The sequence below is a fragment of the Spirosoma lacussanchae genome (assembly GCF_005870035.1).
GTDB lineage: Bacteria > Bacteroidota > Bacteroidia > Cytophagales > Spirosomataceae > Spirosoma > Spirosoma lacussanchae.
In genome coordinates this window covers 220,340-245,196 of record NZ_SWJG01000002.1, presented here as the reverse complement: position 1 = coordinate 245,196, position 24,857 = coordinate 220,340, and the positions used below count along the sequence as shown (strand labels likewise).

Below are 24,857 nucleotides of genomic sequence, written 5' to 3'. Positions count from 1 at the left end.
GATTCGGTACAGCCTGAGCCTCTGCAACATGGGCTCGGCTTACCCAAAATTACGGCAAAGCAACCGCATTTCCCGGCCTGATTTCCTGCCATGTGTCCAGAGCAGAAATGATCCGACATTCATTGCAATACCACACTGACAACATTTGGAGATAGGTACCTGTTTATAGAGCCCCTATAGCGTTGTAGGTGCGGTATGTCAATAGCCTCCAGGACCGAAACCTGACACGAAGCCCCGGCGGGGCGGCCGGTCAATACATCACCGATCAGGTAGTGGCCGTTAATATTTCGGCGATATGCATCACCCGCAAAGGAAGCTTCTGACGCCGGACGATACCTTCCAAGTGCATCAGGCAGGACACATCGCCACCGGTAATCACCTGGGCTCCGTTTTTGACATGATCTGCCACCCGATCCTGCCCCATCCGGGCCGACACGGCCGCTTCTGACACACAGAAAGCTCCTCCAAAACCGCAGCATTCGTCATACCGATCCAGCTCGACCAGTTCCAGCCTCCGAACCTGCTTCAGCAACCGGCTCAGATGACCATCGCGACTCGGCGACATCTCCGAATCACTGGCCAGACGCAGGCCCCGCTGGCCGTGGCAACTCTGGTGCAGACCTACCCGATACGGAAATTCAGCGTCGACACTCGTGACGCCGAGCACCTCGGTCAGGAACTGCACCAGTTCATACGTACGCTCCCGAACGTGCTTTACGGCGGGCGTCTGCTCAATGATGTTGAAATGCTTGCGGACGTGATACACGCAGCTGCCCGATGGCGCCACGATGTAATCAAAGTCGGCGAAGGTCCGTACGTAGTTGTGGTAGACCGGAATCGAATCGGCTTCGCAACCCGCGTTGGCCATAGGTTGCCCACAGCAGGTCTGCTCCATGGGGAAGACAGCCTGCACCCCCAGCCGCTCCAGAAGTTGCAGCGTGGCAATGCCTACCTGCGGGTAGAACTGGTCAACGTAGCAGGGAATAAATAAAGCAACGTTCATACCGTAGTGCCGAACCTCCGGGCCCGGAAGAAATCGTTTGGTGCGACCGAACCCGGCAGGCCAGCCTTACAGACTAAAAATTTTGTTCATCAACAGCCACTTCTCCCCGGGCTGCGCCATGGGCAGCGCCTGCTGGTAGGTCCACATGAGGTCTTCCCACTTCTGTACGCTGGGGTTAGCCGCATCGGCTGCGGCTTTGGCATCGAACGAGAACGATTCGTTGGTTTCCATCAGCATGAACAGCCGGTTTCCGACCCGGTAGATCTCCATGGCCGTAATGCCCGACTCGCGGATACTGGCTTCAATATCGGGCCAGATTCGTTCGTGGTAGCGTTCGTATTCGGCAATCAGCGCCGGGTCATCTTTCAGGTCGAGAGCAAGGGCGTATCGCATGGCCACTAAACGATGGGGGCGTGTTCAACCTCCGACGCCCGCGCCTGATACCCCTGGAGAGCGTAGAAAACGATGTACGAAAAACAAACCAGCGGCACGATGAGCGCGTAAACGGCTCCTTTGGCAAACAGCGCCCCGGCAACCAGCGGCAGCAGCGCCCCGCCCACAATGCTCATGATCACGAGCGACGACGCAATTTTCGACTCGGCTCCCAGGTTCTTGGTAGCCAGCGCGAAGATGGTCGGAAACATGATACTCTGAAAGAAATACGTGAAACTCAGCGCAATAACAGCCGTTAGCCCACCCGACACCATAGCCAGAATGACCATCAGCACCGAACCCGCCGAGAACAGGGCCAGCACCTGGTTGGGTCGGATGCGCGTCATCATCGATGTGCCGACGAACCGGCCGAGCATGAATAGCAGCAAGGCAAACGACGCGTGAAAACCGGCCACCTGAGTCGGCGACAGATCACCCGATGCGCCCCCGGTCAGGGCGTTGATGCCGTTCATGTAGCCTTCGGCCAGCGCCCAGTGCCCATCGCGGGAGAAGTCCAGTTTCAGATCGACGAAATAGCCCCAGAGTGTAGCCTGAGCGCCTACGTTTACGAACTGGGCAATGACGCCCAGCGCCAGCTGCCGATGCCGCAGTACGCTGAAAATCGGAATCTTACCAGCCGCCTGCTCTTCTTCAGCACCGACCTCCGGCATTTTTGTGATTGCAAACAGAATGGTGACGAGCGCAATGATCAGCCCGATGGCCAGATAGGGACCCTGCACCGAGAGCGCTTCCTGCACCCGAATGGCTTCGGCCTGGGCCGAGTCCATGGCGGTGAGCATTTCGGGGGTGTACTCCGTTTTCGAGAAGATGAATAGCGCCCCGATGATCGGTCCCAGAATGATGCTGATGCCGTTGAACGACTGCGAAAAATTAAGCCGCCACTCCGCCTTGGTCGGATCGCCGAGTACGGTTACGTAGAGATTGGCTGCCGTTTCGAGAAAGGCAATTCCGCAGGCCATGGTAAACAGGGCGAACAGGAAAAAACCGTATACCCGTACCTCGGCGGCCGGGTAGAACAGAAAGGCTCCACCCCCGTAGAGCAGCAGGCCGAACAGGATACCCCGCTTATAACCAAATCGGCGCATGACATAACCGGCGGGTAAGGCCATGAAGAAATAGCCGAGGTAGAAGGCGAAATCGACAATGCCGGCCTGAAAGCGGTTCAGATCGAGCGCAATCTGAAACTGCTTGATCAGCGATCCGTTGAGACTGTTGGCCAGGCCCCACAGGAAAAACAAACTGGTGACCAGCGCAAACGCAATTTTGTAATTACCGGTAGCCTGACCAGGTTTCAGGGTAACGTTTTCGGTTGAAGGTCCGAGTGCCATTGGGTAGGGTTTAGAAATACAGAAAGCAGGAACGCCGACCCGAAGCGAGAGCCGCCCAAAGCCGACAGAGACTGTCAAATATAGGTTGGTTTTTGAAAACCGCCGTGGCTCGGCCGTTAGTCGGTGATGGCCCGGTCGAGGTGCGTATAGCCACCGTCGACGTGGATGAGCTGGCCGGTGGTGTGGCTCGACCGGTCCGAAAGCAGGAACGCCACCGCGTTGGCAATTTCTTCGGTGGTTGTCATCCGTCGCTCCAGCGGAATCTTCGAAACGATCTGCTGCAGCTTCTTATCCGGATCGGGCAGGGTTTTGATCCAGTTGGCGTACAGAGGTGTCCAGCTTTCGGCTACAACGACGCAGTTGACCCGAATGCCGTAGGGAAGCAGCTCAACGGCCCATTCGCGGGTGAGCGCGTTTCGGCCACCGTTGGCAGCGGCATAGGCCGAGGTGCCCCCCTGCCCCGTCTCCGCCACCTTTGAGCCAATATTGACAATGGCTCCTTTCGAGGCTTTCAGCGCGGGCAGCGCGTGATGAACAATCAGATAATAGTGGACCAGGTTGCTGTGGAGCGATTTCATAAAAGCCTCGTACGAGCCGTTCTCCAGACTGACGCCGTCGTTGACCCCGGCGTTGTTGACAACCCCATCGATCCGGCCATACTGAGTCAGAACCTGCTCTACCGCCCGCTGACAGTCATCGGGTCGGCTGAGTTCGGCCGCAACCTGATGGGCCTGACCGCCATCGGCCCGCAGGGCGTCTACCATCTTGAGGTTGTCGGCTTCGTTGCGGCCAACGATGACCGGAATGGCGCCTTCGGCCGCCAGCACCCGGCTAATGCCTTCACCAATCCCTTTCGCCCCGCCCGTAACGAGGATGATTTTATCCTGAAGATTTAGGTTCATTACCAAAATGAATTAACAGTCATTCGTGGTCATTAAGTAGCGATTGCCCGTAAACTACTGAATGAGCACGAATGACTGTCCCGGTCAACCGGGGAGTGTCCGGCGCCGTCAGGGTACGTACGTTTCCAGCACGGTCATGTCGCCGTCGGGAACGAGCGTAACGTTCCGGACCGAGGCCGGAATCAGTACACACTGCCCCATTTTGAGCGAAACGCTGTAGCCACCGGGTGCGTTGACGGTCAGCCCGCCCGATACACAGATCAGGACAACGAACGAGTCGAGGTGGGTATAGTCGTGTTCGACTTCCTGACTGAAATTGAGCACGTTTGTGACAAAATAGTCGCTTTTAACGGCGTTGACGCTCTCGTTCTGCTTGCGTTCGTAGGCGGTCTTGTACTGGTCGTAATGGCGGTAGTCGATGGCATCGACGGCGAGTTCGGTATGGAGTTCCCGTTTCTGGCCGGTTGTCGCGTCGACCCGGTCAAAGTCGTAGATGCGGTAGGTTGTATCGGACGTTTGCTGAATTTCGGCCAGTAGCAATCCTTTCCCGATGTAGTGGACCCGGCCCGCGGGCAGAAAAAACACGTCGCCGGCCTGGGCTTCTTCAATATTCAGCAGATCCTGAATGGTATTATCGGCAACGGCTTTTACGTATTCGTCCTTGTTGACCTCCCGGTTAAAACCCGAGTTGAGCCTGGCCCCTTCGTCGGCCTGGATGATGTACCACATTTCGGTTTTGCCGTAGCCACTCCCGCGCTGCTCAGCCAGCTTATCGTCGGGGTGTACCTGAATAGACAGGTCGTCGTTGGCGTCGATGAATTTGATCAGCAACGGAAAGCGGTCGCCGTACTGTTCGTATACGCGCTGCCCCACCAGTTCTCCTTTATACTGCTGCACCAGTTCACGCAGCGATTTTCCTTTCAGCGCGCCCTCCCGAACGACCGATACGTTGCCTTCAACGTCAGACACCTCCCAGGTTTCTCCGCAGTTGGGCAGGGGCGAAAAGTCTTTCCCCAAAACCGTTTTAATTTTCTGGCCACCCCAGATTTTGTCTTTGAAAATAGTTTCGAACGTAAGCGGATACATATAAATAAGCTATGATTAACGATACATAGTGCGCCAAACCCCGTCAGGAGACCGGCTGGCCATCGGACTACCGTTTCTGAGGCCGGGTTTGGCATCAATAACGGACCGGCAAGGTACGGGGTTTGTCGATTCAATGGAAGACGGGCAACTTCAGGGTTAAAAGAATTAGAGAATAGCTACTTTATGATCTTTATTTTATTAATTTGCCGAGGAATAATTAGCCAAAATCAAGATTTTAAATGTTTGTTTAAAAAAACTATTCAATCTTATTGCGCGTTGTTTGACTAACACATACTTTTGACTGCCCAATGAAAAAAGCAATGAATTGTTTCTCATCCCAGTCTACCGAAGAGCGTATCAAGGAAGCTGCCCGGCAGGTGTTCCTGGAGAAGGGATTCGACGGGGCCACTTCGCGCGATATTGCCGAAGCCGCCGGGATCAACATTGCTCTGACCAACTATTACTTCCGAAGCAAGGAAAAGCTGTTTGTCACCATTTTTGAGGAGATTACCGAGTTCTTCTTTACGGGAATGTCGGCCATTTTGAGCAAGCCGATCAGCCTGCGCGAGAAAATTGCCGAGCTGATTGAGCATGACTTCCGGATGCTGCGCGAAAACCCCCGCCTGATTAACTTCATTCTCAACGAAGTACATCGGAACCCGGAGCGAATGGGCAAGATGATTGGCCTGCAGAAAGTGCTCCACCACTCGATGCTCGACGAACAGGTTCAGCAAGAAGTGAGACAGGGGACCATTCGACCCATCAGTTCCATGCACCTCATGACCATGATGGTGTCTAATATCCATTTCCTGTTCGTGAGCAAACCCATGACCACGCAAATCTGGAACATGACCGAAGACGAGTTTACGAAGTTTGCCGATGCGCACAAGAACCTCGTTATCGACATGGTAACCAATTACTTATTCGAATCAGAAAAGGCCTAGCCTTTTTTTTGCCCTAATTTTAAACAAACTTTTAAAACGATTAATTATACGCCATGTTTAAAACAAAATCAAAATCCCGATCCCGACGGCTGACCCGGTGGTGGCTCCCCGTTGCGCTGCTGGCCGCTGGCTCGTCCGTTCGGGCCCAGGAATACACGCTCGATCAGCTCCTGGCCAAAGCGCAGACCAACAGCTTTTCGGTTCAGTCGGCGCGGCTCGACGAGGTTAGAACAGAGGCCCGGATTGCCGAAGTGAAAGCAGGTGCCCGCCCCCAGGTGAACCTGGCTGGCGACTACAAACGGTATCTGAAAATTCCGGGGCAGGTCGTGCCCGCGTCGGCCTTTGGCGGCCCGGACGGTACGTATCAGGTGCTGGCGTTTGGGTTACCCTACAATCTGTCGACAACTGTACAGGCCGTTCAGCCGCTGTACAATCAGTCGCTGCTGATAGCCACCAAAGCCGCCAAAGCCAGCCGCGACCTGTCGGCCCTGCAAACCCAGAAAGTCAGAGAAGATGTGGCCTACAACGTGTCGGCTACCTACTATAATCTGCAGACAACGGCCCAGCAGATTGCGTTTCTTCGGAGCAACGTTACGGCTACCGAGCGCCTGATTGGTATTACCGATCTGCTTCGCCAGAACCAGCTGGCCAAAGGCGTCGATGTGGACCGGCTGCGGCTGAGCCGCACCTCCTCTCAGACGCAGATCGAGTCACTGCAGGCTACGTATAATCAGCTGCTCAACACGCTCAAGTTCCTGGCGGGGATTCCACAAACCGACTCGCTCACGATTCGCACCACTATTGACGAAACCACCCCTGTTGCACCCGCCAACGAATACACCATCAACCGAACCGACCTGCAACTGCTCGATCAGCAGCGAACGCTGAACAGTCTGGAGCAGCAGAATATCAAGTCGGGCTTCGTGCCGACCCTGACAGCCTACGGCGTTGCCAACAGTACGGTTTTTGCGGTGGGGGGCGATAACTCCTACCTCAAAAACGTACCGGGCTACTGGGTCGGTCTTCAGCTCAACTGGAACCTGTTCGACGGATTGGCCCGCAAGGCCCAGCTTAGCCAGAAACGCATTGACAGTCAGCAGCTGGATGTTCAGTCGCGGCAGGTGCGGGAATCGATCTCGATGGAGATTGCCAACGCCCGCAACCAGTTTCTGGTTCAGCAGCAGAACCTGAGCACCACCCGCAGTCAGGTAACCTTGGCCGAGCGGGTCTACGCCCAGACCCAACTCCAGTTTAAGGAAGGCACCGTCGACATTACGGACGTGGTGCAGGCCGAAAACACCCTCCGCGACGCGCAGAACAACTACCTAAACACCCTGGTCAGGCTCCGCACGGCCGAGCTGGACTGGAAAAAAGCAACCGGCAGCCTCGTCAGCCGATAAGCCGGACCCAGTTTCTCACTCACCCGTTTTTCAGCACGCGCTCCTGCTTATACCGGCAGTATGACCAGCACCGCCCAGTGGCTGCGCCTGCCCTACCATCAATTACCACAATCCAAACACGAAACAGGTTATGAAACGCATACTAACCGTACTGGCCCTCATCTCTACGCTGGGCCTGACTGCCTGGACGCTCCTCAACAACAAAGAGGCTGTAGAAGCCAGGGTCTACAAACCCAATCCCGATCAGAAAGTGGGCGTCCGCGCTGCTACTGCTGAGCTGCGAAATCTGGCGCAAGCCAGCGAATTTCTGGGCTCGTTTTCGCCCAACCGCACCATCGAAATCCGCCCGCAGGCGGGTGGTCAGATCGTTCAGCTCCCTATTGAGGAAGGGCAGACGATAGGCGCCGGCCGACTCATTGCCAAGCTGGACGACGAACAGATCCGGTACCAGATCGAAGCCTTACAGGTAACCCTCGAAGGATATCAGAACGACCTCAAACGGTACGAAACCCTGGTGAAAGGCGACGCAACGCCAGCCATCAATCTGGAACGCACTCAGCTCAGCATCCGGGCCACCCAGGCGCAGATTAAGCAACTTCAGAAGCAACTGGCCAACACCACCGTTACGGCTCCTTTTGCCGGTATCGTGACGGAGAAAATGGCCGAGCGCGGTTCGGTTGTCTCGGTAGGTGCCCCAATTGCCAAAGTAACGGACATCTCCAGCCTGAAGCTGGTCGTCGATGTACCCGAGAAATCGATCAATCAGTTCCGGGTGGGCCAGTCGATAGCCATCGAAACGGAGGTCTATCCCCAGGTTCGGTTTACGGGCCGGGTCTCGATGATCAGCGCCGAAGGGGATGCGGCCCATAATTACCCCGTCGAAATTACCGTACGCAACTCAGCCGCCCATCCGCTGCGGGCGGGCATGTACGGCGCCATAGCCAACACCAGCCAGCTCAAAAACCAGACGCTGGCCATACCCCGCCAGGCGATTGTCGGGTCGGAGAAGCAGCCCCAGGTGTACGTGATCGAAGGCGGCAGGGCGGTACTGAAGCCGGTAAAAATTGGCGCTACAACCAATGACTACTACGAAATCATCAGCGGCCTCGCGGCTGGCAGTCAGGTAGTTACCAGTGGTCAGATCAATCTCCAGAACGGTACGCCGGTAGTGGTTCAATAACGTAGCGGGCACCCACAGCGCATTCATGCCCTGGCCCTTTCACTCTTCCATCTACGATCATGAATTTCGTTGAAACGATCATCAAACGCCCCTCGCTCATTATCGTGCTGTTCGCGGTACTGACCATTGGTGGCCTGTTCTCCTATAATCTGCTGAGCTACGAGTTACTGCCCGAATTTTCGGTACCAACCATTACGGTGACGACCGTTTACCCCGGCGCGGCCCCTTCGGAAGTAGAAACCGAGGTCAGCAAGAAAATTGAAGATGCCGTATCGGGGCTCGACAACCTCGACGAAGTGACGGCCAAGTCATTCGAGAATGCGTCGGTCCTGATCGTGCAGTTCAAACCCGGTACGGACATCGACGCAGCCATGCAGGATGCCCAGCGCGAGATCGACAAAATGGTCAGTGACCTGCCCGACGATGCCCAGCAGCCCTCGCTGTCGAAGATATCGCCCAGCGATCAGCCCATCATGCAGCTCCTGGCCACCTCGTCGCAGCCGAACGCGGTGTTCTACCAGCAGATGGAAGACCGGTACCTGCCCGTACTGCAACAGATCAAAGGCGTTGCCGACATCGCGATGGTGGGGGGCGACAAGCGGGAAATCCGCGTGAACGTCGATGACGACAAGCTCAACTACTACGGGTTGTCCCTGCTGCAGGTCACCCAGGCTATCAACCAGGCGAACCTCGATTTTCCGACCGGTAAAGTAAAAAACACCACCGAAAACATGACCCTGCGGCTGGCGGGCAAGTTCACCTCACTGGACGACGTTCGGAAGCTGGTTGTGACCACACACGGCCCCGGCGGCAGCCCCATCCGCGTCGGCGATGTAGCCAACGTAACTGACGGACTCACCGAACCCAGCAGCATCAGCCGCTACAACGGTCAGAACGGGATCGGTCTGTTCATCAAGAAACAGTCTGACGCCAACGCCGTCGAAATCAGCCGCGCCGTGCAGGAGAAACTGGCGCAGATCGAAAAGGACAACAAGGCCGACAACGTTCATTTCGCCATTGCCTACGACAGCAGTGTGTTCACCCTGGCCTCGGTAGAAGCCGTTACGCACGATCTGTTTCTGGCCATTGGTCTGGTGGCGGTGGTGATGCTGCTGTTCCTGCACAGCATCCGGAATGCCTTCATCGTCATGGTCTCGGTACCGGCTTCGCTGATTTCGGCCTTCCTGTTCATGTACGTCATGGGCTACTCGCTCAACCTGATGACCCTGCTGGCCCTGTCGCTGGTAATCGGTATCCTGGTCGATGACTCGATCGTGGTGCTGGAGAACATCCAGCGACACCTCGAAATGAACGGCCCAACGGGTCGGAAGAATCGCTGGCAGGCCACGCTCGACGGTATGAAGGAGATTGGCTTTGCGGCCGTAGCCATTACGCTCGTTATCGTGGTGGTGTTTGTGCCGATTACGCTGGTCAACTCGGTCATTGCCGATTTGCTGCGGCAGTTTTCGCTGACCGTAGCCTTCGCCACGATGGTCAGTCTGCTGGCCAGCTTCACCCTGACGCCCTGGCTGACGTCGCGGCTGGCCAAACTCGAGCACCTGAACCCTAAAAACCCCTTCCAGGCGTTTCTGCTCTGGTTTGAACGGGGCCTGATGGCCCTGACGGCCTGGTATCACCGGTCGCTCGACTGGGTGCTGAGTCATAAGCTGGCCTTCACGGGCATCCTGATCGCCATTTTTGCCTTCACGGGCTGGGTGATGAGTCTGGGTATCATCGGGTCGGAGTTCGTAGCCGAAGGTGATCAGGGCAAGTTTCTGCTTACCATGAAACTCGATAAGAGCGCGTCGCTGCAACAGAACAACCTGACCGCACGATCGATCGAAGATTACCTGCGCAAAAAGCCCGAGGTACAGACCATTTTTGCCAACGTAGGGGGTGCCAGCACCGGCCTCAACAGCACCGGACAGGGCGAAACCAACCGCAGCGAGCTGACGGTACAGCTGGCCCCCGCCAGCGAAAGGCCCGGTCAGCAGCCTACCGAAGCGTATATGATTGCGGTTCGGCAGGAACTTGCCCAGCGGTTTCCGGCCATCGAATTCAACTCATCGGTGGTGGGTATCGTTAACTCCGGTACGGCACCCATCGAAATTTTCCTCAGTGGCGACGATGTGAATCAGAACCTGGCCGCTGCCGAAGACCTGGCCAACCGGCTCCGCCGAACCCCCGGCGCCAACGACGTGAACGTATCCGTAGAATCGGGCAATCCCGAAGTACGGGTCGACATCGACCGCGAAAAAATGGCCAGGCTGGGGCTGAACATTCAGACCGTTGGCGCCACCCTGCAGAACGCCTTCGCGGGTAACGACGACTCCCGCTTCCGGGACGGTGGCGAAGATTACGACATCCGCATCATGCTGGACGCTTTCGACCGCAAGAACCCCGACGACGTGAAGCGCATCAACTTCTACAGCCCCACGGCCAACCGAACGGTGCGGCTGGCTGAGTTTGCCAACGTATCACTCAGCAACGGTCCTTCGCTGCTGGAACGCAAAAACCGCCGGTCGTCCGTAACGGTAACGGCCAACACCCTCGGCACGGGATCGGGCACGCTCACGAGCGTCATCCAGGCCGACCTGGCCAAAAATCCGCTACCCGCCGGGGTAACGATCAGCTGGGGGGGCGATGCCAAGAACCAGAGCGAAGGCTTCGGATCGCTGGGGATCGCGATGCTGGCTGCGCTGCTGCTGGTGTATTTCATCATGGTGTTGCTTTACGATAGCTTCATCTACCCGCTGGTGGTTATGTTCTCGGTGCCGGTGGCGGTAGTAGGCGCATTGCTGGCCCTGGCGCTCACCTCGTCTGACATCGGCATTTTTGCCATGCTGGGGATGCTGATGCTGATTGGACTGGTCATTAAAAATGCCATTCTGATCGTCGACTTTGCCAACCAGCAGAAAGCGCAGGGCGTACCCTTCCGACAGGCCATCCTGCACGCGGGCGAAGAACGGCTGCGGCCCATTCTGATGACGACCATCGCCATGGTTATCGGTATGATTCCCATTGCCACCGCCAGCGGAGCCGGGGCCGAGTGGAAAAACTCGCTGGCCTGGGTACTGATCGGCGGCCTAACCAGCTCCATGGTGTTGACTGTCTTTCTGGTACCAATGATCTACTACCTCGTTGACCGGACGCAGCAGTGGTTCAGCACCCGCTTCAGCCCATCGAAGAAGAGCGAGCCCGCTGCTGAAGCACTGGTTTCCTGACCGTATCGACCTTGTTCGGACTATGCCAGACGGGTATAGTCCGAACTCATTCCTACTCACTTCCAAACAACCCAACGCATGACATCGCAGCAAATCAACAATCAGCTTGTTACCATCCTGACCAACACCGGTATCAGCACCACCGCCCTGACCGACCAGGCTCATTTCAGCCGCGACCTGGGCTTCGACTCGCTCGACATTACCGATTTATTACTCCAGGTAGAATCCGGTTTCAGCATACGGATTCCGGACGAAGACTGGTGGCAGCTCCAGACGCTCGGCCAGTTGAAAGATTACCTGAGAAATCAACTAACGTTTGGTGAAACGCAGCTCTTATAAAGCGTGTTAATCAGATGACCGCCATACACGACCATCCGTTAAACTGTCCTTGCCGGCCAACCGGCGGCAAGGACAGCCTTTTCCATCAACTCATATGGAAACGCTTATTGAAGAACCTATACGAAGGGAGCAGTTGCTCCGGTACCAGCTGTCATTCCGTCCGTTTCTCCGCTACCTGAACGCCCAGCGTCAGGCTGCCGGCTCGGGCAGCATGGCCCGGCTGTACACCTACCTCATTGAGCAGTTTGAGCCGGTAGCCGCCCTCACGAGTCAGTCGCTCGACGCGCTGCCGGCCGCTACGCTCAGCAACTACTTTCAGCTGGCTACCACGGCGGTTCTGCCGCTGGCCGATTCCAGCCAGTCTATTCCGTACGCCTTTGGGCTTCCGATGCCCCTACGGCTTTTTCACCATTCGCCCGCGCTGGAACGGCTGATCAGCCAGTTTCCTCAGCTGCTGGTCACCCCGCCCGTTCATGACGACCCGGCCAGCAAACAGCGGTTCCTGTACCGGCTTATCCTTGAGAAATGTTACGACGTATCAATGCCGTACAGCCCCGGTCTGTCGTTCGGGTTTCAGCAGGAAGTAAGCGGCCTGACAAAATATTACCAGCTGGACGTCAACGTCTCGTTCATTGAGCCATATGCTACCGGTGAGCTGCCCCCTCTTCAGCCCGCCTGGATCGAGTTTGCCCGGGGTAGTGCGCCCCTGCCCGCCCAGGTCGAGCCGCTGCCGCTGGAGCAATTCACCTTCGAAGGTTTTTCTTTTTTCCGGGTCGAAGACGTAACCGAAGCCGAGTCCATTCAGCAGCTGCGCGACGTTTTTGTGCACCTTACCTCAGCCACCGAGCCCGAGTCCTACACCCACTTCGAGACGGCCCTGCGCAACCTTTGCGGCCAGCCCGGCCTCGAAATCGGGTTGCTGCCGCTGCCCAAAGTGAACGGAAAGCCGGTCGTTTTGCCCGACAACCACGAGCGGAGCGTCTTTCTGCGATTCTCGGGCCTCCGCATGGACGACTGCGATGAACTCATGACCCAGACGATGGTCAGCGAGCTGAGCGGCAACCCCTGTCCGCACCTGGTCACCGACCTGACTGCACTCCCCAAACCGGCTTATCAGCTACTGGTCAGCAAAGGGTTCCGCAGCTTCCTGCTGTACCCGATCGTGGTTGGCGGTGAGATGCTGGGGGTTCTGGAGATGGGAAGCCGGCAACCCAACGCATTCGACGAGACCATACTGGGCCATATCGAGCGGGTGCTGCCGCTGATTCAGGAACTCATCCGCTACCAGCTTCAGCAGTTTCAGGACCGGCTGGAGACATATATCCGAACCAAATTCACGTCCCTGCAACCGGCCGTTGAGTGGAAGTTTTACGAAACCGCCTGGGCCGAGATGAGCCAGCCCTCCACCGACCCGGCCCACACAAGCCCGTTGCCGATCCGTTTTCCGCAAGTTTACCCGTTCTACGGGGCCGTCGACATCCGAAATTCATCTAACGAGCGGCAGAAAGCCATTCGCCAGGATTTGCTGAATCAGTTAAGCCTGATCGAAGAGATTTTATATCAGGTTCGGCAACCGGCCGTTGGCGACCGTCACAACAATCTGATGCTGAGCAGTTACCAATGGCAAACTCACCTCACCAACGGACTTACGCCCGACCAGGAGCAAAGCATCACGCTGTTTTTTCAGGACGAAGTGGCCCCGTATTTGCAGCGGCTGCAAACCGAACAGTCGGCCCTGACGGCAGCCATTAGTCAGTACTTTGCGCAGATCGACCCAAAAACCGGGTTCGTGAATCAGGCGCTGTCGGCCTATGAACAAACCATGGACCGGCTGAATACCGTTGTCAACAACTACATCAACCAGGAAGAAAAAGAACTACAGGCGCTGTTTCCCCACTATTTTGAGCGGTATCGCACCGACGGCACCGAGTATAGCATCTACGCCGGCCAGTCGATTGCGCCCGGCACCAGCTTCCCCGAAACGGTTCGGCAGCAGCTCTACCAGTGGCAGCTGAAGTCGATGGTCGATATGGCGCGGCTTACTTATCAGCTGCGTCCCGAACTTCCGTTGCCGCTACAGACCACCCAGCTGATTCTGGCGCATACCCAGGCCGTAGACATCAGCTTCCGGCGCGACGAACGCCGGTTCGATGTAGAAGGCTCTTACAGCATCCGGTATGAGGTACTGAAAAAACGCATCGACAAGGTAAACATCCGCAACACGAACGAACGGCTCACCCAGCCCGACACCATTGCGCTGGTATACACCTACTCCGACGAGATCACCGAATACCTGCCGTTTATTGCCGAACTCCAGCGGCAGGGCAAGCTGAAGCCGGGCCTCGACTACGTTGATCTGGAACCAGTACAGGGGGTTGCTACACTGAAAGCCCTCCGGGTAACCATCCAGTATCCTGACTGACCGTCACCCCACCGGCATGAAATCACTACACAACATAGCCTGCGGGCTGGCCGTACTGATTGGTCTGATCTGCGGCTACCCACGGGCACTGGCCCAGACGGCCCCGCCCGACTCGGTTCGGCACCGGATTATCCTGATTGGCGATGCCGGTCGGCTTCGGCAGCAGCGCAACCCGGTTGTCGACGCTGTAACGGCCCGTTACGACCTCAACAACGCCCGTACCACCCTGTTGTACCTGGGCGATAACGTATACCCCCGCGGACTGCCCGACGAAAGCAGCCCCGACTACAGCGCCCAGACCGAGGTGTTGCGGTACCAGGCCCAACCCGGCAAACAGAGCCGCATTCTCTTCATACCCGGCAATCACGACTGGGGCAAAGGCAAACCCGACGGCTGGGAACGGATCCGGCAGCAGGGCCGCTGGATCGACAGCCTGAAGGCGCCCAATATCCGCCTGCTGCCCGCCGACGGTTGTCCGGGTCCGGAAGAAATACACCTCAGCGACCGGCTGGTGCTCGTCATTCTCGATACGCAATGGTGGCTCCACCCCTACGACAAGCCCGGCACCGATGCCGACTGCGCCTGCAAAACCCAGGACGAGGTGCTGGTACGTTTACGCGACATTGCATACCGCAACCAGGGAAAAGGACTTATTCTGGCTACGCACCACCCGTTTCGGAGTTACGGCATTCACGGCGGCTACTACACGGCCCGGCAGCACCTTTTCCCGCTGACCGATTTTGCCCCCCGGCTCTACGTACCCCTGCCCGGCATAGGGTCGCTGTATCCGCTGGTGCGGGGGGTGTTCGGCAACATTCAGGACCTGCCCAACCCAACCTACCGGCAGATGGTCCGCGCCATCGAAACCACGCTGGCCCAGGCACCGAATGTTGTGTTTGTGTCGGGTCATGATCACTCCATTCAGCACATCGTCGACGGCGCCCGAAACTACATTGTAAGCGGGTCAGGCATTAACCGGGAACGGGTGAAGTCCGGGAAACTGGCCCGGTTTGTCAGCCCGGACTGGGGATACGTGGTGCTCGATGAGCTGACCAGCGGCCACCTCAACGCCACCTTTTACACCGTAGACGAAGCCGCCACGGCTACCCAGGTCCATGCGGCCCCGATCTTCGGCCAGCTCCCGACCGGTGATTCGACCCGGACGGGATCGGCTCGTTCCACCCGCTGGCCCGACAGCGTTACGGTAGCCATAGCCCCGGCCTACGACAGCGTAGGTGGCGTTCATCGGTTGTTGCTGGGCAACAACTACCGCCAGACCTGGGCCACCCCGGTTACCTTTCCGGTCTTTGACCTGACCCGTACCCTGGGCGGCTTCACCATACTCCAGCGGGGGGGTGGCATGCAGACCAAATCGCTGCGACTGGCGAATGTCGATGGGCGCGAATGGGTATTGCGGAGTATTCAGAAAGACCCGACCGGTGCCCTGCCGGTGGCCCTGCGCCAGACCATTGCGAAAGACGTATTGCAGGATGAAATATCGGCCGGGTTTCCGTTTGCGCCACTGGCCGTCGCTTCTCTGGCCGAAGCCGCCGGGGTTCCCCACGCAACGCCCCGCCTGGTTTACGTACCCGACGACCCCGCTCTGGGCATCTACCAGGCCGATTTCGGGCAGTCGGTAGCGCTGCTGGAAGAGCGTAATCCGGTCGACGGCAAGTCGGTCAGCACCGCCAAAGTCCTCGAAGCCCTGGCCGACGATAACGATAACCGCGTAGACCAGCGGGCCGTACTCCGGGCCCGGATGCTGGATCTGCTGATCGGCGACTGGGACCGGCACGAAGACCAGTGGCGGTGGGGCTCCCGCAAAACGACCGGTGGCAAAACATACTACCCCATCCCCCGCGACCGCGACCAGGCGTTTTTCAGAGCCGGCGGTCTGTTGCCCTCGGTGGCGGCCCTGCCGTGGCTACAACCCAAATTTCAGGGATTTGCACCAAAGCTGGGCAACATAAACGGGCTGATGATGAACGCCCGCTACTTCGACCGGTTGTTCCTGCAGGAACTCTCCACGCGAGACTGGATCGACGAGATTACGAATCTGCAAACCATGCTGACCGACAGTGTGCTGCGCCAGGCCATCGGCCAGCTCCCCGAAGCGGTTCGGCAGCAGTCGGGCGAACGGCTGTTCGAGACGCTGCGGGCTCGTCGCGGCTGGCTGCTGCGCGAGGGGCTAACCTATTACCGGTTTCTGGCCAAAACCGTAGACATACCCGGTTCCGACAAAGCCGAGCTGTTCCGCGTCGACCATCGGGACGACGACCATGTGGCGGTTTCGGTGTACAAGATCGGCAAAGACGGGGCCGACGCCCGGCGTCTGTACTACCGCGTTTTCGACACGTCGGTTACGCGCGAGATCCGGCTGTACGGACAGAAAGGCAACGACCGCTTCGAGGTCGGCGGGACGCAGAACGCTAACGTAACCATCCGACTCATTGGCGGCAAAGGCAACGACGTCTTCACCGTTACGGGCTCACCCGGCAAACCGTTCATCTACGACCGGACAACCGAAGCCAACACCCTGCCGGAGCCCGGCCTGGCCCGGCTGCGGCCCGGCACCGACAAAGCTGTTAACCAATTTGATCCGCATGCCTTCACCTACGACCGGCTGGCCCCGCTGCTGTCGGCAGGCTATAACCTGGACGACGGCCTGCTGCTCGGTGCGGGGGTGCAATGGAAAACCCACGGTTTCCGGAAAGCCCCGTTTGCGACCGACAACCGGCTCCTGATCAGCCGGGCGCTCGCCACAAACGCCGTATCACTCCGGTACAGCGGCACCTTTACCGACGTAATCGGCCGAAACGACCTCGTTGTCAACGCCGTGGCGAAGGCACCTACCAACGTTTCCAACTTCTTCGGCCCCGGCAACGAGTCGGCCTACGACCAGACCCGCCGGATCAGGTACTACCGCACTCGCTATAACCTCATCACGGCGTCGGCCCAGCTCAGGCACACGCTGGGTACGCACGCCAGTATATCGGCGGGGCCCGTCTTTCAGTATTTTAGCCTCGACCTGGCCGACAACCGGGGGCGGTTTATCGAGCGTTATCTGGCCGATCAGGGAACGGCGGCTTTTCTACAGCGGGAAAGTTATGGCGGGGTGCAGGCCGGTATTGCCCTCGATACACGCACTAGCCCAACGCAGCCGATTGGGGGCGTTTACTGGCATACCACCCTGCTGGGGCTACAGGGTTTCGGGCAGCAGGCCAATCACCTTACGCAGCTTCAGTCGGCTTTTCATCTGTACACGCGCCTGGACCCAGCCGGGCGGCTGGTGCTGGCCCACCGGATCGGGGGCGGCCTGACGTACGGCAACCCGGCCTTCTACCAGCTGCTGTACCTGGGCGGCCAGGATAACCTACGTGGTTTCCGAAACTTCCGTTTTGCGGGTAACCACATGCTTTACCACAGCCTTGAAGCCCGGCTCAGGCTATTCAGCTTTCAGTCGTTCCTGTTTCCGGGCCAGGTCGGGCTTACGGCTTTTCACGACATCGGTCGGGTATGGCTCACCGGCGAGTCGTCGCACCGCTGGCATAACGGCTACGGGGGCGGTCTGTACGTGACCCCGGCCAGTCTGCTGGTCATAACGGCGCAGGTCGGCTTGTCGACCGAGGGCGTGTTGCCGTACGTTTCTATGGGTTTCCGATTCTAATCTTTCGTCCAATCCCGCTGCCCTATGCAGGCCATTAACCTTCACCACCTGACAACCTACGTGCACCGCTTTTTTCAGGAGCACCCCCGCCCCGAACTGGTTTACCACAATCTGGATCATACCAAAGCGGTGGTCAAGGCCGTCGATGAGCTGGCGCAGCACGCCAGCCTGACCGAATCCGATTACCAGGCCGTAATGGCCGCGGCCTGGTTCCACGATCTGGGCTACCTGACGGGCCCACCCGAGCAGCACGAAACCGCCAGCGCCGACCTGGCCGCGGCCTACCTGCGGGAAGCCGGGGCCGACGCCGACTTTATTGACCGGGTGCAGCGGTGCATTCTGGCAACCCAAATGCCGCAATCGCCCCAAACGCTGCCCGAAGAAATCCTGTGCGACGCCGATCTGTACCACCTGGGCTCCGACGCCTATAAAGACCGGCAGAAACGGCTTAGAAAAGAGCTGGAGCAGCTGAGCGGACAGCCGATTTCGGGCAGCGACTGGCGGCAACAGAACATAACCCTGCTCGAACAGCATCGGTATTTTACCCCGTATGCACAGCGCCACCTGCAGAAAGGCCAGGCCGAGAACCTGGAACGGATGCGCGACAAACAAGCCGAAAAGGCAGCCATCTCCCCAGCCAGTGCGGTTACGGAAGCCCAGCCGGAGCCAGCCGCTCCGGCCAGTGAACCCGAAAAAGGTCGAAAAAAAGACAAGGAAAATCGCCCGGACCGCGGGATAGAGACCATGTTCCGGACCACCTCGACCAATCACCTGCGGCTGAGCGAAATTGCCGATAGCAAGGCCAACATCATGATTTCCGTCAACTCTATTATGGTGTCCGTACTGGTGTCGGTCCTGCCCCGCCGAATTGAAGAAAACCCGAGCCTGATGGTACCCACGGCGCTGTTCCTGACCACGGCTATCCTGACGATCATCTTCGCTATCCTGGCCACCCGCCCCAACGTTACCCAGGGCACGTTCTCGCACGAAGACATTCAGCAGCGAAAAGGAAACCTTCTTTTTTTCGGCAACTTCCACCAGATGAGCCTGAGCGAGTACGAGTGGGGCATCAGTGAGTTGATGCGCGACAGCACCTATCTCTACAGCTCCATGACGCGCGATATTTATTACCTGGGCAGGGTCCTGGGCAAGAAATACAAACTGCTCCGGGTGGCCTACAACATCTTTATGTTTGGCTTTGTCGTATCAGTGCTGGCCTTCCTCGGCGTCTTTTTCTACTCCGGCAAATAAAAACGCTCAACCATAAAGTGCCCCGACGCAGCCAGACTCCACCCATCTGCGTCTGTAAGCAGTACAGAAGCCCTGACAAACCCCTCCGGGATGACCTGTCCATAGCCAGCCCGATACAACCCTGCCTGCTCATCTCAGCTCCGGCAGGAGCGACATGTAAAAAGCCCCATGCGCTGCACGGGGCCTGTTCGTTGTCGATCACTAGCCAGCCAATAACCAGGCCGCTGCTGATTATTTCTGGCTGATCTCCGCTTCGCTGGCCGATGCCTTGTACACACCAACTTCGGCCAGTTCAACGGGGCCGCCGAGGCTCGTAAACGAGAACCGCAACCGCGAGGAACGCACCGCCGGAAACCGCAGCAGCCGCTTGTGGCCCACGGTGGTGAACGATTGCAGCGGCTGCCACGCACGGCCATCCCAGTACTCGACCCGCCCGCCCGATACGCGCTGCCCGCTGGCAATGTTTTCCTGAATGGAAATCCGGTCGAACAACGGCTCGCCGGTCAGGTCAACCGTCAGCGACTGGCTGGCGGGCAGTGCCACGAACGTGTTCAGCTTTCTGTCGTTTAGTTTCGGATTTTTCGCCACGAGGTTGGTCCGGAAGGTTTCGTTCAGAATGGTGCGGAACGCTTTCAGACTGGCCACGTCCGAATCAGACAGGAGCCCGTCGCGGTTGGGCGGCACGTTGAGCAGCAGCAGGCTGTTCCGCCCGACGGACTGGTAATACAGATTCACCAGATTGGCCCCCGAGCGGACTTTGCTATCTTCGGCAGGGTGATAGAACCAGCCGGGCCGGATGCTCACGTCGGTCTCGGCCGGAATCCAGCGCTTACCCGCCGGGTCGCCCGTGTTCAGGTATTTCGAGTCGGCCACGCCCGGCGCCATGCCATCGGTATTGATCATCGACCAGCAGGTTTCGCCCGCGTTACCGGCCTCGTTGCCGACCCAGCGCACATCGGGCCCGGCATCGGAAAACATAACCGCGTTGGGCTGCAGCTCGCGAACCAGCGCCCAGTAGCCGTCAAAATCATAGGTCATGTCTTTGGCATTCTCGCCCTTGGCCCCATCGAACCATACCTCCGACACCTCGCCGTAGTTGGTCAGCAGTTCGCGCAGTTGCGCCTTGTAATAGTCGTTGTAAGCGGCCGTGCCGTAGCGTGGCTCGTGCCGATCCCAGGGCGACAGGTAGACGCCAAATTTCAACCCGAACTCGCGGCAGGCATCGGCTACCTCCCGAACGACATCCCCTTTACCGCCCTTCCACGGACTGCTCTTTACCGAATGGTCGGTTAGTTTGGTTGGCCACAGGCAGAAGCCATCGTGGTGTTTGGCGGTAATGATGGCCATTTTGAATCCCGCATCGCGCAGGGCCCGCACCCACTGCCGGGCGTCGAGTTGGGTCGGGTTAAAAATAGCCGGGCTTTCGGTACCATCGCCCCACTCTTTATCGGTAAACGTGTTGACCGTAAAGTGCAGGAACGCCGTGGTTTCCAGTTGTTGCCAGTTTAGCTGGCGGGGGGTTGGTTTGGGTTGGGCCAGGCCGACCGTACCCGAAAGAAGGCTCGCCAGCAGGAGAGCGGTTACGTACGTCAATTTCATGCAGGGAAACAATCAGTAGTCAATAGTCCTGCAAAGAAGCCAATAAATCGGAATGAGTGCTGGTGAATCTGCTCAATTTCTGCAAACGCCCTCGTACCGCCCGTACAGGCTACCGGGATAACTTTCTGGCGACCCGCCCGGGGTGCTACTGGTTTTTTTTCGCCGATAGCCCAACCGTTTGCCGAACAACCTGCATGCTAGCGGCCTGCCGTTGCCGCACGAAGGCCATGGCTTTGTTCACCCTGGCTTTTGCGGCCGGATAGTCGCGGTGAATAGCCAGCAACTCAGCACTCAGGGCTTCGGCGGGTGTCTGATCGATCTCGAACAGCCAGTTACCCAGGCCAATATCGCGGAACATCCAGCCTTTGCGGCCGTGGGTCAGGGGCCGTGCATGAACCACGGGCACGCCCAGCGCCAGCCCCATGATGAGCGAATGCGGCTCGATACCGAACATGGAATGGGCGCGGGCATAGACCGACATGGCTTCGTCCGCATTCCAGTAGGTATCGCGCCAGACTACCTGCCGCTGAATATCGGCAGGTAGCTGGTCGTATACGCCGGTTTTGGCCTGCGCCACTTCCTTACTCACTTCGGGCGCCAGCAGCACCTTCAGGCCCGTTTCTCTGACCCAGGTCGAGATGAGCTCCCGTACTTTGGCCAGCCGCTGCCGGTCCTGTTCCTGCTGGGCGGGGGTTGGCTGCGCCGGGTTCAGCGGACTCCCTTTGCTTTTATCGTACAGGTGCGGGGTGTTGGTTCGGATCACGACGGTCAGGAATTTCTGATCCTCCAGCCCATTCTTTTTCAGGAAAGCCACCCCTTTCTCTTCATCGCGGACGTTGATGCCGAAGCAGCCGTCGGGGCCGAACTCCAGCTTGCCGGGCCGGAACGCATGCTCGCTCAGGAACACCCGGGATTCATCGTCGCGGCAGTAGATAAATGCGGCCCGGCTCAGCACGTCTTTAAAGACAGGCATGGCCGGATGCGCGAACTTATCGAACGACTGCCCATACAAGCCGAACGGAATGCCCCGGTCGAGGCAGTAATAAAAGGGCGTCAGGCCCGCCATGGTAGTCCCCCATTCGTAGCCGAACAGCCCGTAGTTATAGACCATGCCCGAGTTGACTATGTACAGGCTGGCCCGGTCGAACGCTTCTTTCAGCTCTCCCTCAAAGGGCTTATCGCGGTCGTAGAAGGCCCCACGCACGATTTTTACCTTTGGAAAATTTCGGGTAATAACCTTTTCCGTTTCGGGCCGCGGGTCCTGGTGCCACAGCAGAATCTCGGCTTCGGGGACGTACCGTTCCAGCAGACGCAGCGTTCCGGGAGTGTGGCCCTGATCGCCGATGTTGGCATCGTTCCAGGAAGACCGGAGCAGAATAACCGGGTTCCTGGGGGGCGCAACGGCTGGCCGATCGGCCACCCCTGGCAGGGCCTCGGCAGGCAGTACCGCCGTTGCCGACGACAGCGCCGATAGTTTGATAAAGTCGCGTCTTGTTGTCATAGCTTAACTGGCAATCAGAGCCTTCCGGACTACACTCATGGTTTCCTGCTGGCGTTTCTGTACAAATTTCTGAGCCTGCGCTACGGTCTTCCGGGCGGCTTCGGGGTCCTGGGCCATCTTCAGCACCGTTGGTACAATACGGGCCACGTCGGCTGGCGTATCCATATCGAACAGCCACTGATCCAGACCAATATCGCGCCACATGAAGCCTTTGCTCGTCTGCTCCTCAAAGCGACAAACGATAGCCGGTATACCGTTGGCTATGCACATAATCGGCGAATGCATCTCCAGGCCGAACAAGCCCGCCGACCGCCGATAGGTGCTGACGGCCTCGTCGGTCAGCCAGTACCGATCGCGCCAGACTACCCGGGCTTTCACATCATCGGGCAGCGGGTCGTAGAGCATCTCTTTGCCGATTCTGACCTGGGTTTCGTTTTCCGGCACCAGCAGTACCTTCATGGGCGTTTGCCGTACAACGGCTATGATGGCCTCCCGAATGGGCGCGTTATCGTGCTCTTTCATCTGTTCGTTACGGGCGTGTTTGGCCGGATTGACGGCCTGCTTTTTCTGCGGCAGCTCCCACCAGGGCGAGAACCGGAGCTGCGGAATGGCACACAGAAACCGGCCGTCTTCCAGCCCATGCTGCCCAAGAAACGACACGGCCGCTTCGTCGTTTTTCACATCGACCGCAAAAGCACCGTCGGGGCAAAACGCCATCACCGGGTTGGTGACCCCGGCTTTCCGGGCAAAATCAAGCGAGACTGAATCGCGGAAATACGCAAATCGAGCCTGGTTCAGCAGTTCCACATCCAGCGGGCTGACCGTTTGCCGGTCGGCAGGCAGGCCGTAGATGCCGGGGAACGTGATGCCATAAATACCATAAGGCTTGCCGGTCTCCCGACGCCAGCGGTCCAGGTCAGGACGCGCCACCAGCGAGGGGCCAGAGCCATGTAACAGAAAGCTACAGTCGGCAAACGCCCGGGCCACATCGGCCGGTGTCTGTACGATCGTCACCCGGGGAAACCGCTTCCGCAGCATCTCCTCCACGCCGTTGTCGACATGCATGGGCCACAGCCGCACCGGCACGTCGGGCAGGTGTTTTTCGAGTAGCGCCAGCACACCCGGCGTGTGGCCAATGTCGCCAATGTTTTCGGTCTGCCACGACGACCGGAGCAGTATCGTTTTTTTATCGGCCAGCCGGGCCAGCGCGGGCAGGCTCGTCAGCAATCCGGCCAGGGCGGGCGTTTGCCGCAGAAACGTACGACGGGTTTCCATCTATTGACTAGGCTGTTTTTTTCAGAAGTCCCATAGTTTCGCGCTGCCGCTGCTCAACGAACCGACGTCCCTGAGCGGCTTTGGCCCGGGCCGCTTTGGGGTCTTTGGCCATGGCCAGCACCGTGGGCACGTAACGGCTGATATCCTGCTCGTTGTCCATATCGAATAGCCAGTCGCCCAGACCAATATCGCGCCACATGAAGCCTTTGCTTGTCTGTTCGGCAAACCGACCAACCACGGCCGGAATGCCGTTACCGATACACATGATGGGCGAGTGCATCTCCAGGCCGAACAAGCCCGCCGACCGCCGATAGGTGCTGACGGCCTCGTCGGTCAGCCAGTACCGATCGCGCCAGACCACCCGCGGCTTCACATCGTCGGGCAGCTTATCGAACAGGATTTCCTTGCCCAGCTTCACCTGCGTTTCGTCTTCGGGGCAGATCAGTATGTTCATGGGCGTTTGCCGCACAACGGCTATGATGGCCTCCCGAAGCGGAGCGTTGTCGTGTTCTTTCATCGCCTGGTTGCGCGCGTCGCGGGTGGCATCGAACGGCGTCTTTTTGCTGGGTATCTCCCAGTAGGGCGTGAACCGGGTCCGCGGAATCACGCACATAAACTTACCATCTTCCAGCCCATGCTGCTTCATGAAAGCCAGTGCGGCCTGATCGTTCTGCAGATCGACGGCAAAGGCGCCATCGGGGCAAAATTCCATCACGGGGCTGGTTACGCCATTGGCTTTGGCAAAAGCCAGCGACACCGAATCGCGGAAGAGTGCAAACCTGGCGTTGCTCAACAGCTCCACATCCAGTGGGTTGGCCGTTACGCTGGCATTGGGATCGGGGCTGTACACGCCGGGGAAGGTGATGCCGTAGATACCATACGGCTTACCGGTTTCTTTGTGCCAGCGCTCCACATCCTTACGCGCTACCAGCGAAGGACCCGAACCATGGAGCAGAAACGCGCATTCGTTCAGCGCCCGCGCCTGCTCATCCGGGGTCTTGAGGATCGCGACCTTCGGAAACCGACGGCGCAGCAGCTCGTCGACCCCGTTCCCGACGCTGGAGGGCCACAGCCGCACCTCAACATCGGGCAGGTATTTCTCCAGCAGGGCCAGCACACCCGGCGTATGGCCAATGTCGCCAATATTGACTGTTTGCCAGGACGACCGGAGCACGATCGATTTTTTAGCGGCTGGCTGCGCCAGGGCGGGTATACTCATCAGCAACCCCATCAGCGACGGAGCCTGCTTTAGAAACTCTCTTCGATTGGTCATAAACGAGGGT

Annotated in this window: 17 protein-coding genes; 8 read left to right on the top strand and 9 right to left on the bottom strand. The window is 58.2% G+C overall.

The genetic code is table 11. The features are described 5' to 3' along the window. Positions 1-265: 265 nt before the first annotated feature. The 5 genes from FBR45_RS11415 to FBR45_RS11395 form a co-directional block, all read right to left on the bottom strand. Positions 266-1,003, bottom strand: coding sequence for a (Fe-S)-binding protein (locus FBR45_RS11415; protein ID WP_138502385.1), 738 nt, complete (start codon positions 1,001-1,003; stop codon positions 266-268). Positions 1,004-1,069: 66 nt separating this feature from the next. Next, on the bottom strand, positions 1,070-1,396 hold the full coding sequence (locus tag FBR45_RS11410; protein ID WP_138502383.1) for an L-rhamnose mutarotase: 327 nt from the start codon (positions 1,394-1,396) through the stop codon (positions 1,070-1,072). Positions 1,397-1,401: 5 nt separating this feature from the next. Beyond that, positions 1,402-2,784 carry an L-fucose:H+ symporter permease gene (fucP, locus tag FBR45_RS11405; RefSeq protein ID WP_077921218.1) on the bottom strand — a complete coding sequence of 461 codons (1,383 nt, stop codon included), beginning with the start codon at positions 2,782-2,784 and terminating at the stop codon, positions 1,402-1,404. A gap of 116 nt (positions 2,785-2,900) precedes the next feature. After that, on the bottom strand, positions 2,901-3,686 hold the full coding sequence (locus FBR45_RS11400; protein WP_138502381.1) for an L-fucose dehydrogenase: 786 nt from the start codon (positions 3,684-3,686) through the stop codon (positions 2,901-2,903). A 108-nt stretch (positions 3,687-3,794) separates the two neighbouring features. Then, on the bottom strand, positions 3,795-4,772 hold the full coding sequence (locus tag FBR45_RS11395; RefSeq protein ID WP_138502379.1) for a type I phosphomannose isomerase catalytic subunit: 978 nt from the start codon (positions 4,770-4,772) through the stop codon (positions 3,795-3,797). A 308-nt stretch (positions 4,773-5,080) separates the two neighbouring features. Here FBR45_RS11395 and FBR45_RS11390 point away from each other — a divergent pair, with 308 nt between their 5' ends. The 8 genes from FBR45_RS11390 to FBR45_RS11355 all read left to right on the top strand — a co-directional run bounded on the left by FBR45_RS11390 (position 5,081) and on the right by FBR45_RS11355 (position 19,199). Further along, positions 5,081-5,716, top strand: a complete 636-nt coding sequence (locus FBR45_RS11390; protein WP_138502377.1) for a TetR/AcrR family transcriptional regulator — start codon at positions 5,081-5,083, stop codon at positions 5,714-5,716. Positions 5,717-5,769: 53 nt separating this feature from the next. Next, a complete protein-coding gene (locus FBR45_RS11385; RefSeq protein ID WP_138502375.1) occupies positions 5,770-7,116 on the top strand; it encodes a TolC family protein in 1,347 nt (448 codons plus the stop codon). 130 nt (positions 7,117-7,246) lie between these two features. After that, positions 7,247-8,296 (top strand): efflux RND transporter periplasmic adaptor subunit, encoded by a 1,050-nt coding sequence (locus FBR45_RS11380; RefSeq protein ID WP_138502373.1) that lies wholly within the window; start codon positions 7,247-7,249, stop codon positions 8,294-8,296. A gap of 59 nt (positions 8,297-8,355) precedes the next feature. Beyond that, positions 8,356-11,520 carry an efflux RND transporter permease subunit gene (locus tag FBR45_RS11375; RefSeq protein WP_138502371.1) on the top strand — a complete coding sequence of 1,055 codons (3,165 nt, stop codon included), beginning with the start codon at positions 8,356-8,358 and terminating at the stop codon, positions 11,518-11,520. A gap of 78 nt (positions 11,521-11,598) precedes the next feature. Beyond that, a complete protein-coding gene (locus tag FBR45_RS11370) occupies positions 11,599-11,859 on the top strand; it encodes an acyl carrier protein (protein ID WP_138502369.1) in 261 nt (86 codons plus the stop codon). 94 nt (positions 11,860-11,953) lie between these two features. Continuing rightward, positions 11,954-14,281 (top strand): GAF domain-containing protein, encoded by a 2,328-nt coding sequence (locus FBR45_RS11365; protein ID WP_138502367.1) that lies wholly within the window; start codon positions 11,954-11,956, stop codon positions 14,279-14,281. A gap of 16 nt (positions 14,282-14,297) precedes the next feature. Then, positions 14,298-17,948, top strand: coding sequence for a BamA/TamA family outer membrane protein (locus FBR45_RS11360; protein WP_138502365.1), 3,651 nt, complete (start codon positions 14,298-14,300; stop codon positions 17,946-17,948). Between the two features lie 24 nt (positions 17,949-17,972). Next, complete coding sequence (locus tag FBR45_RS11355) at positions 17,973-19,199, top strand: Pycsar system effector family protein (RefSeq protein ID WP_138502363.1); 1,227 nt, start codon at positions 17,973-17,975, stop codon at positions 19,197-19,199. Positions 19,200-19,430: 231 nt separating this feature from the next. Here the strand turns inward: FBR45_RS11355 and FBR45_RS11350 are convergent, their stop codons facing one another. The 4 genes from FBR45_RS11350 to FBR45_RS11335 all read right to left on the bottom strand — a co-directional run bounded on the left by FBR45_RS11350 (position 19,431) and on the right by FBR45_RS11335 (position 24,847). After that, positions 19,431-20,798, bottom strand: a complete 1,368-nt coding sequence (locus tag FBR45_RS11350; protein WP_138502361.1) for an alpha-L-fucosidase — start codon at positions 20,796-20,798, stop codon at positions 19,431-19,433. A gap of 145 nt (positions 20,799-20,943) precedes the next feature. Beyond that, complete coding sequence (locus tag FBR45_RS11345) at positions 20,944-22,299, bottom strand: polysaccharide pyruvyl transferase family protein (protein ID WP_138503081.1); 1,356 nt, start codon at positions 22,297-22,299, stop codon at positions 20,944-20,946. A gap of 3 nt (positions 22,300-22,302) precedes the next feature. Continuing rightward, entirely contained in the window at positions 22,303-23,574 is a 1,272-nt protein-coding gene (locus tag FBR45_RS11340; protein WP_138502359.1) for a polysaccharide pyruvyl transferase family protein, read from the bottom strand. A gap of 7 nt (positions 23,575-23,581) precedes the next feature. Continuing rightward, the gene (locus tag FBR45_RS11335) at positions 23,582-24,847 is read right to left on the bottom strand and encodes a polysaccharide pyruvyl transferase family protein (protein ID WP_138502357.1); all 1,266 of its coding nucleotides are present in this window, start codon (positions 24,845-24,847) and stop codon (positions 23,582-23,584) included. Between the last annotated feature and the right edge of the window lie 10 nt (positions 24,848-24,857).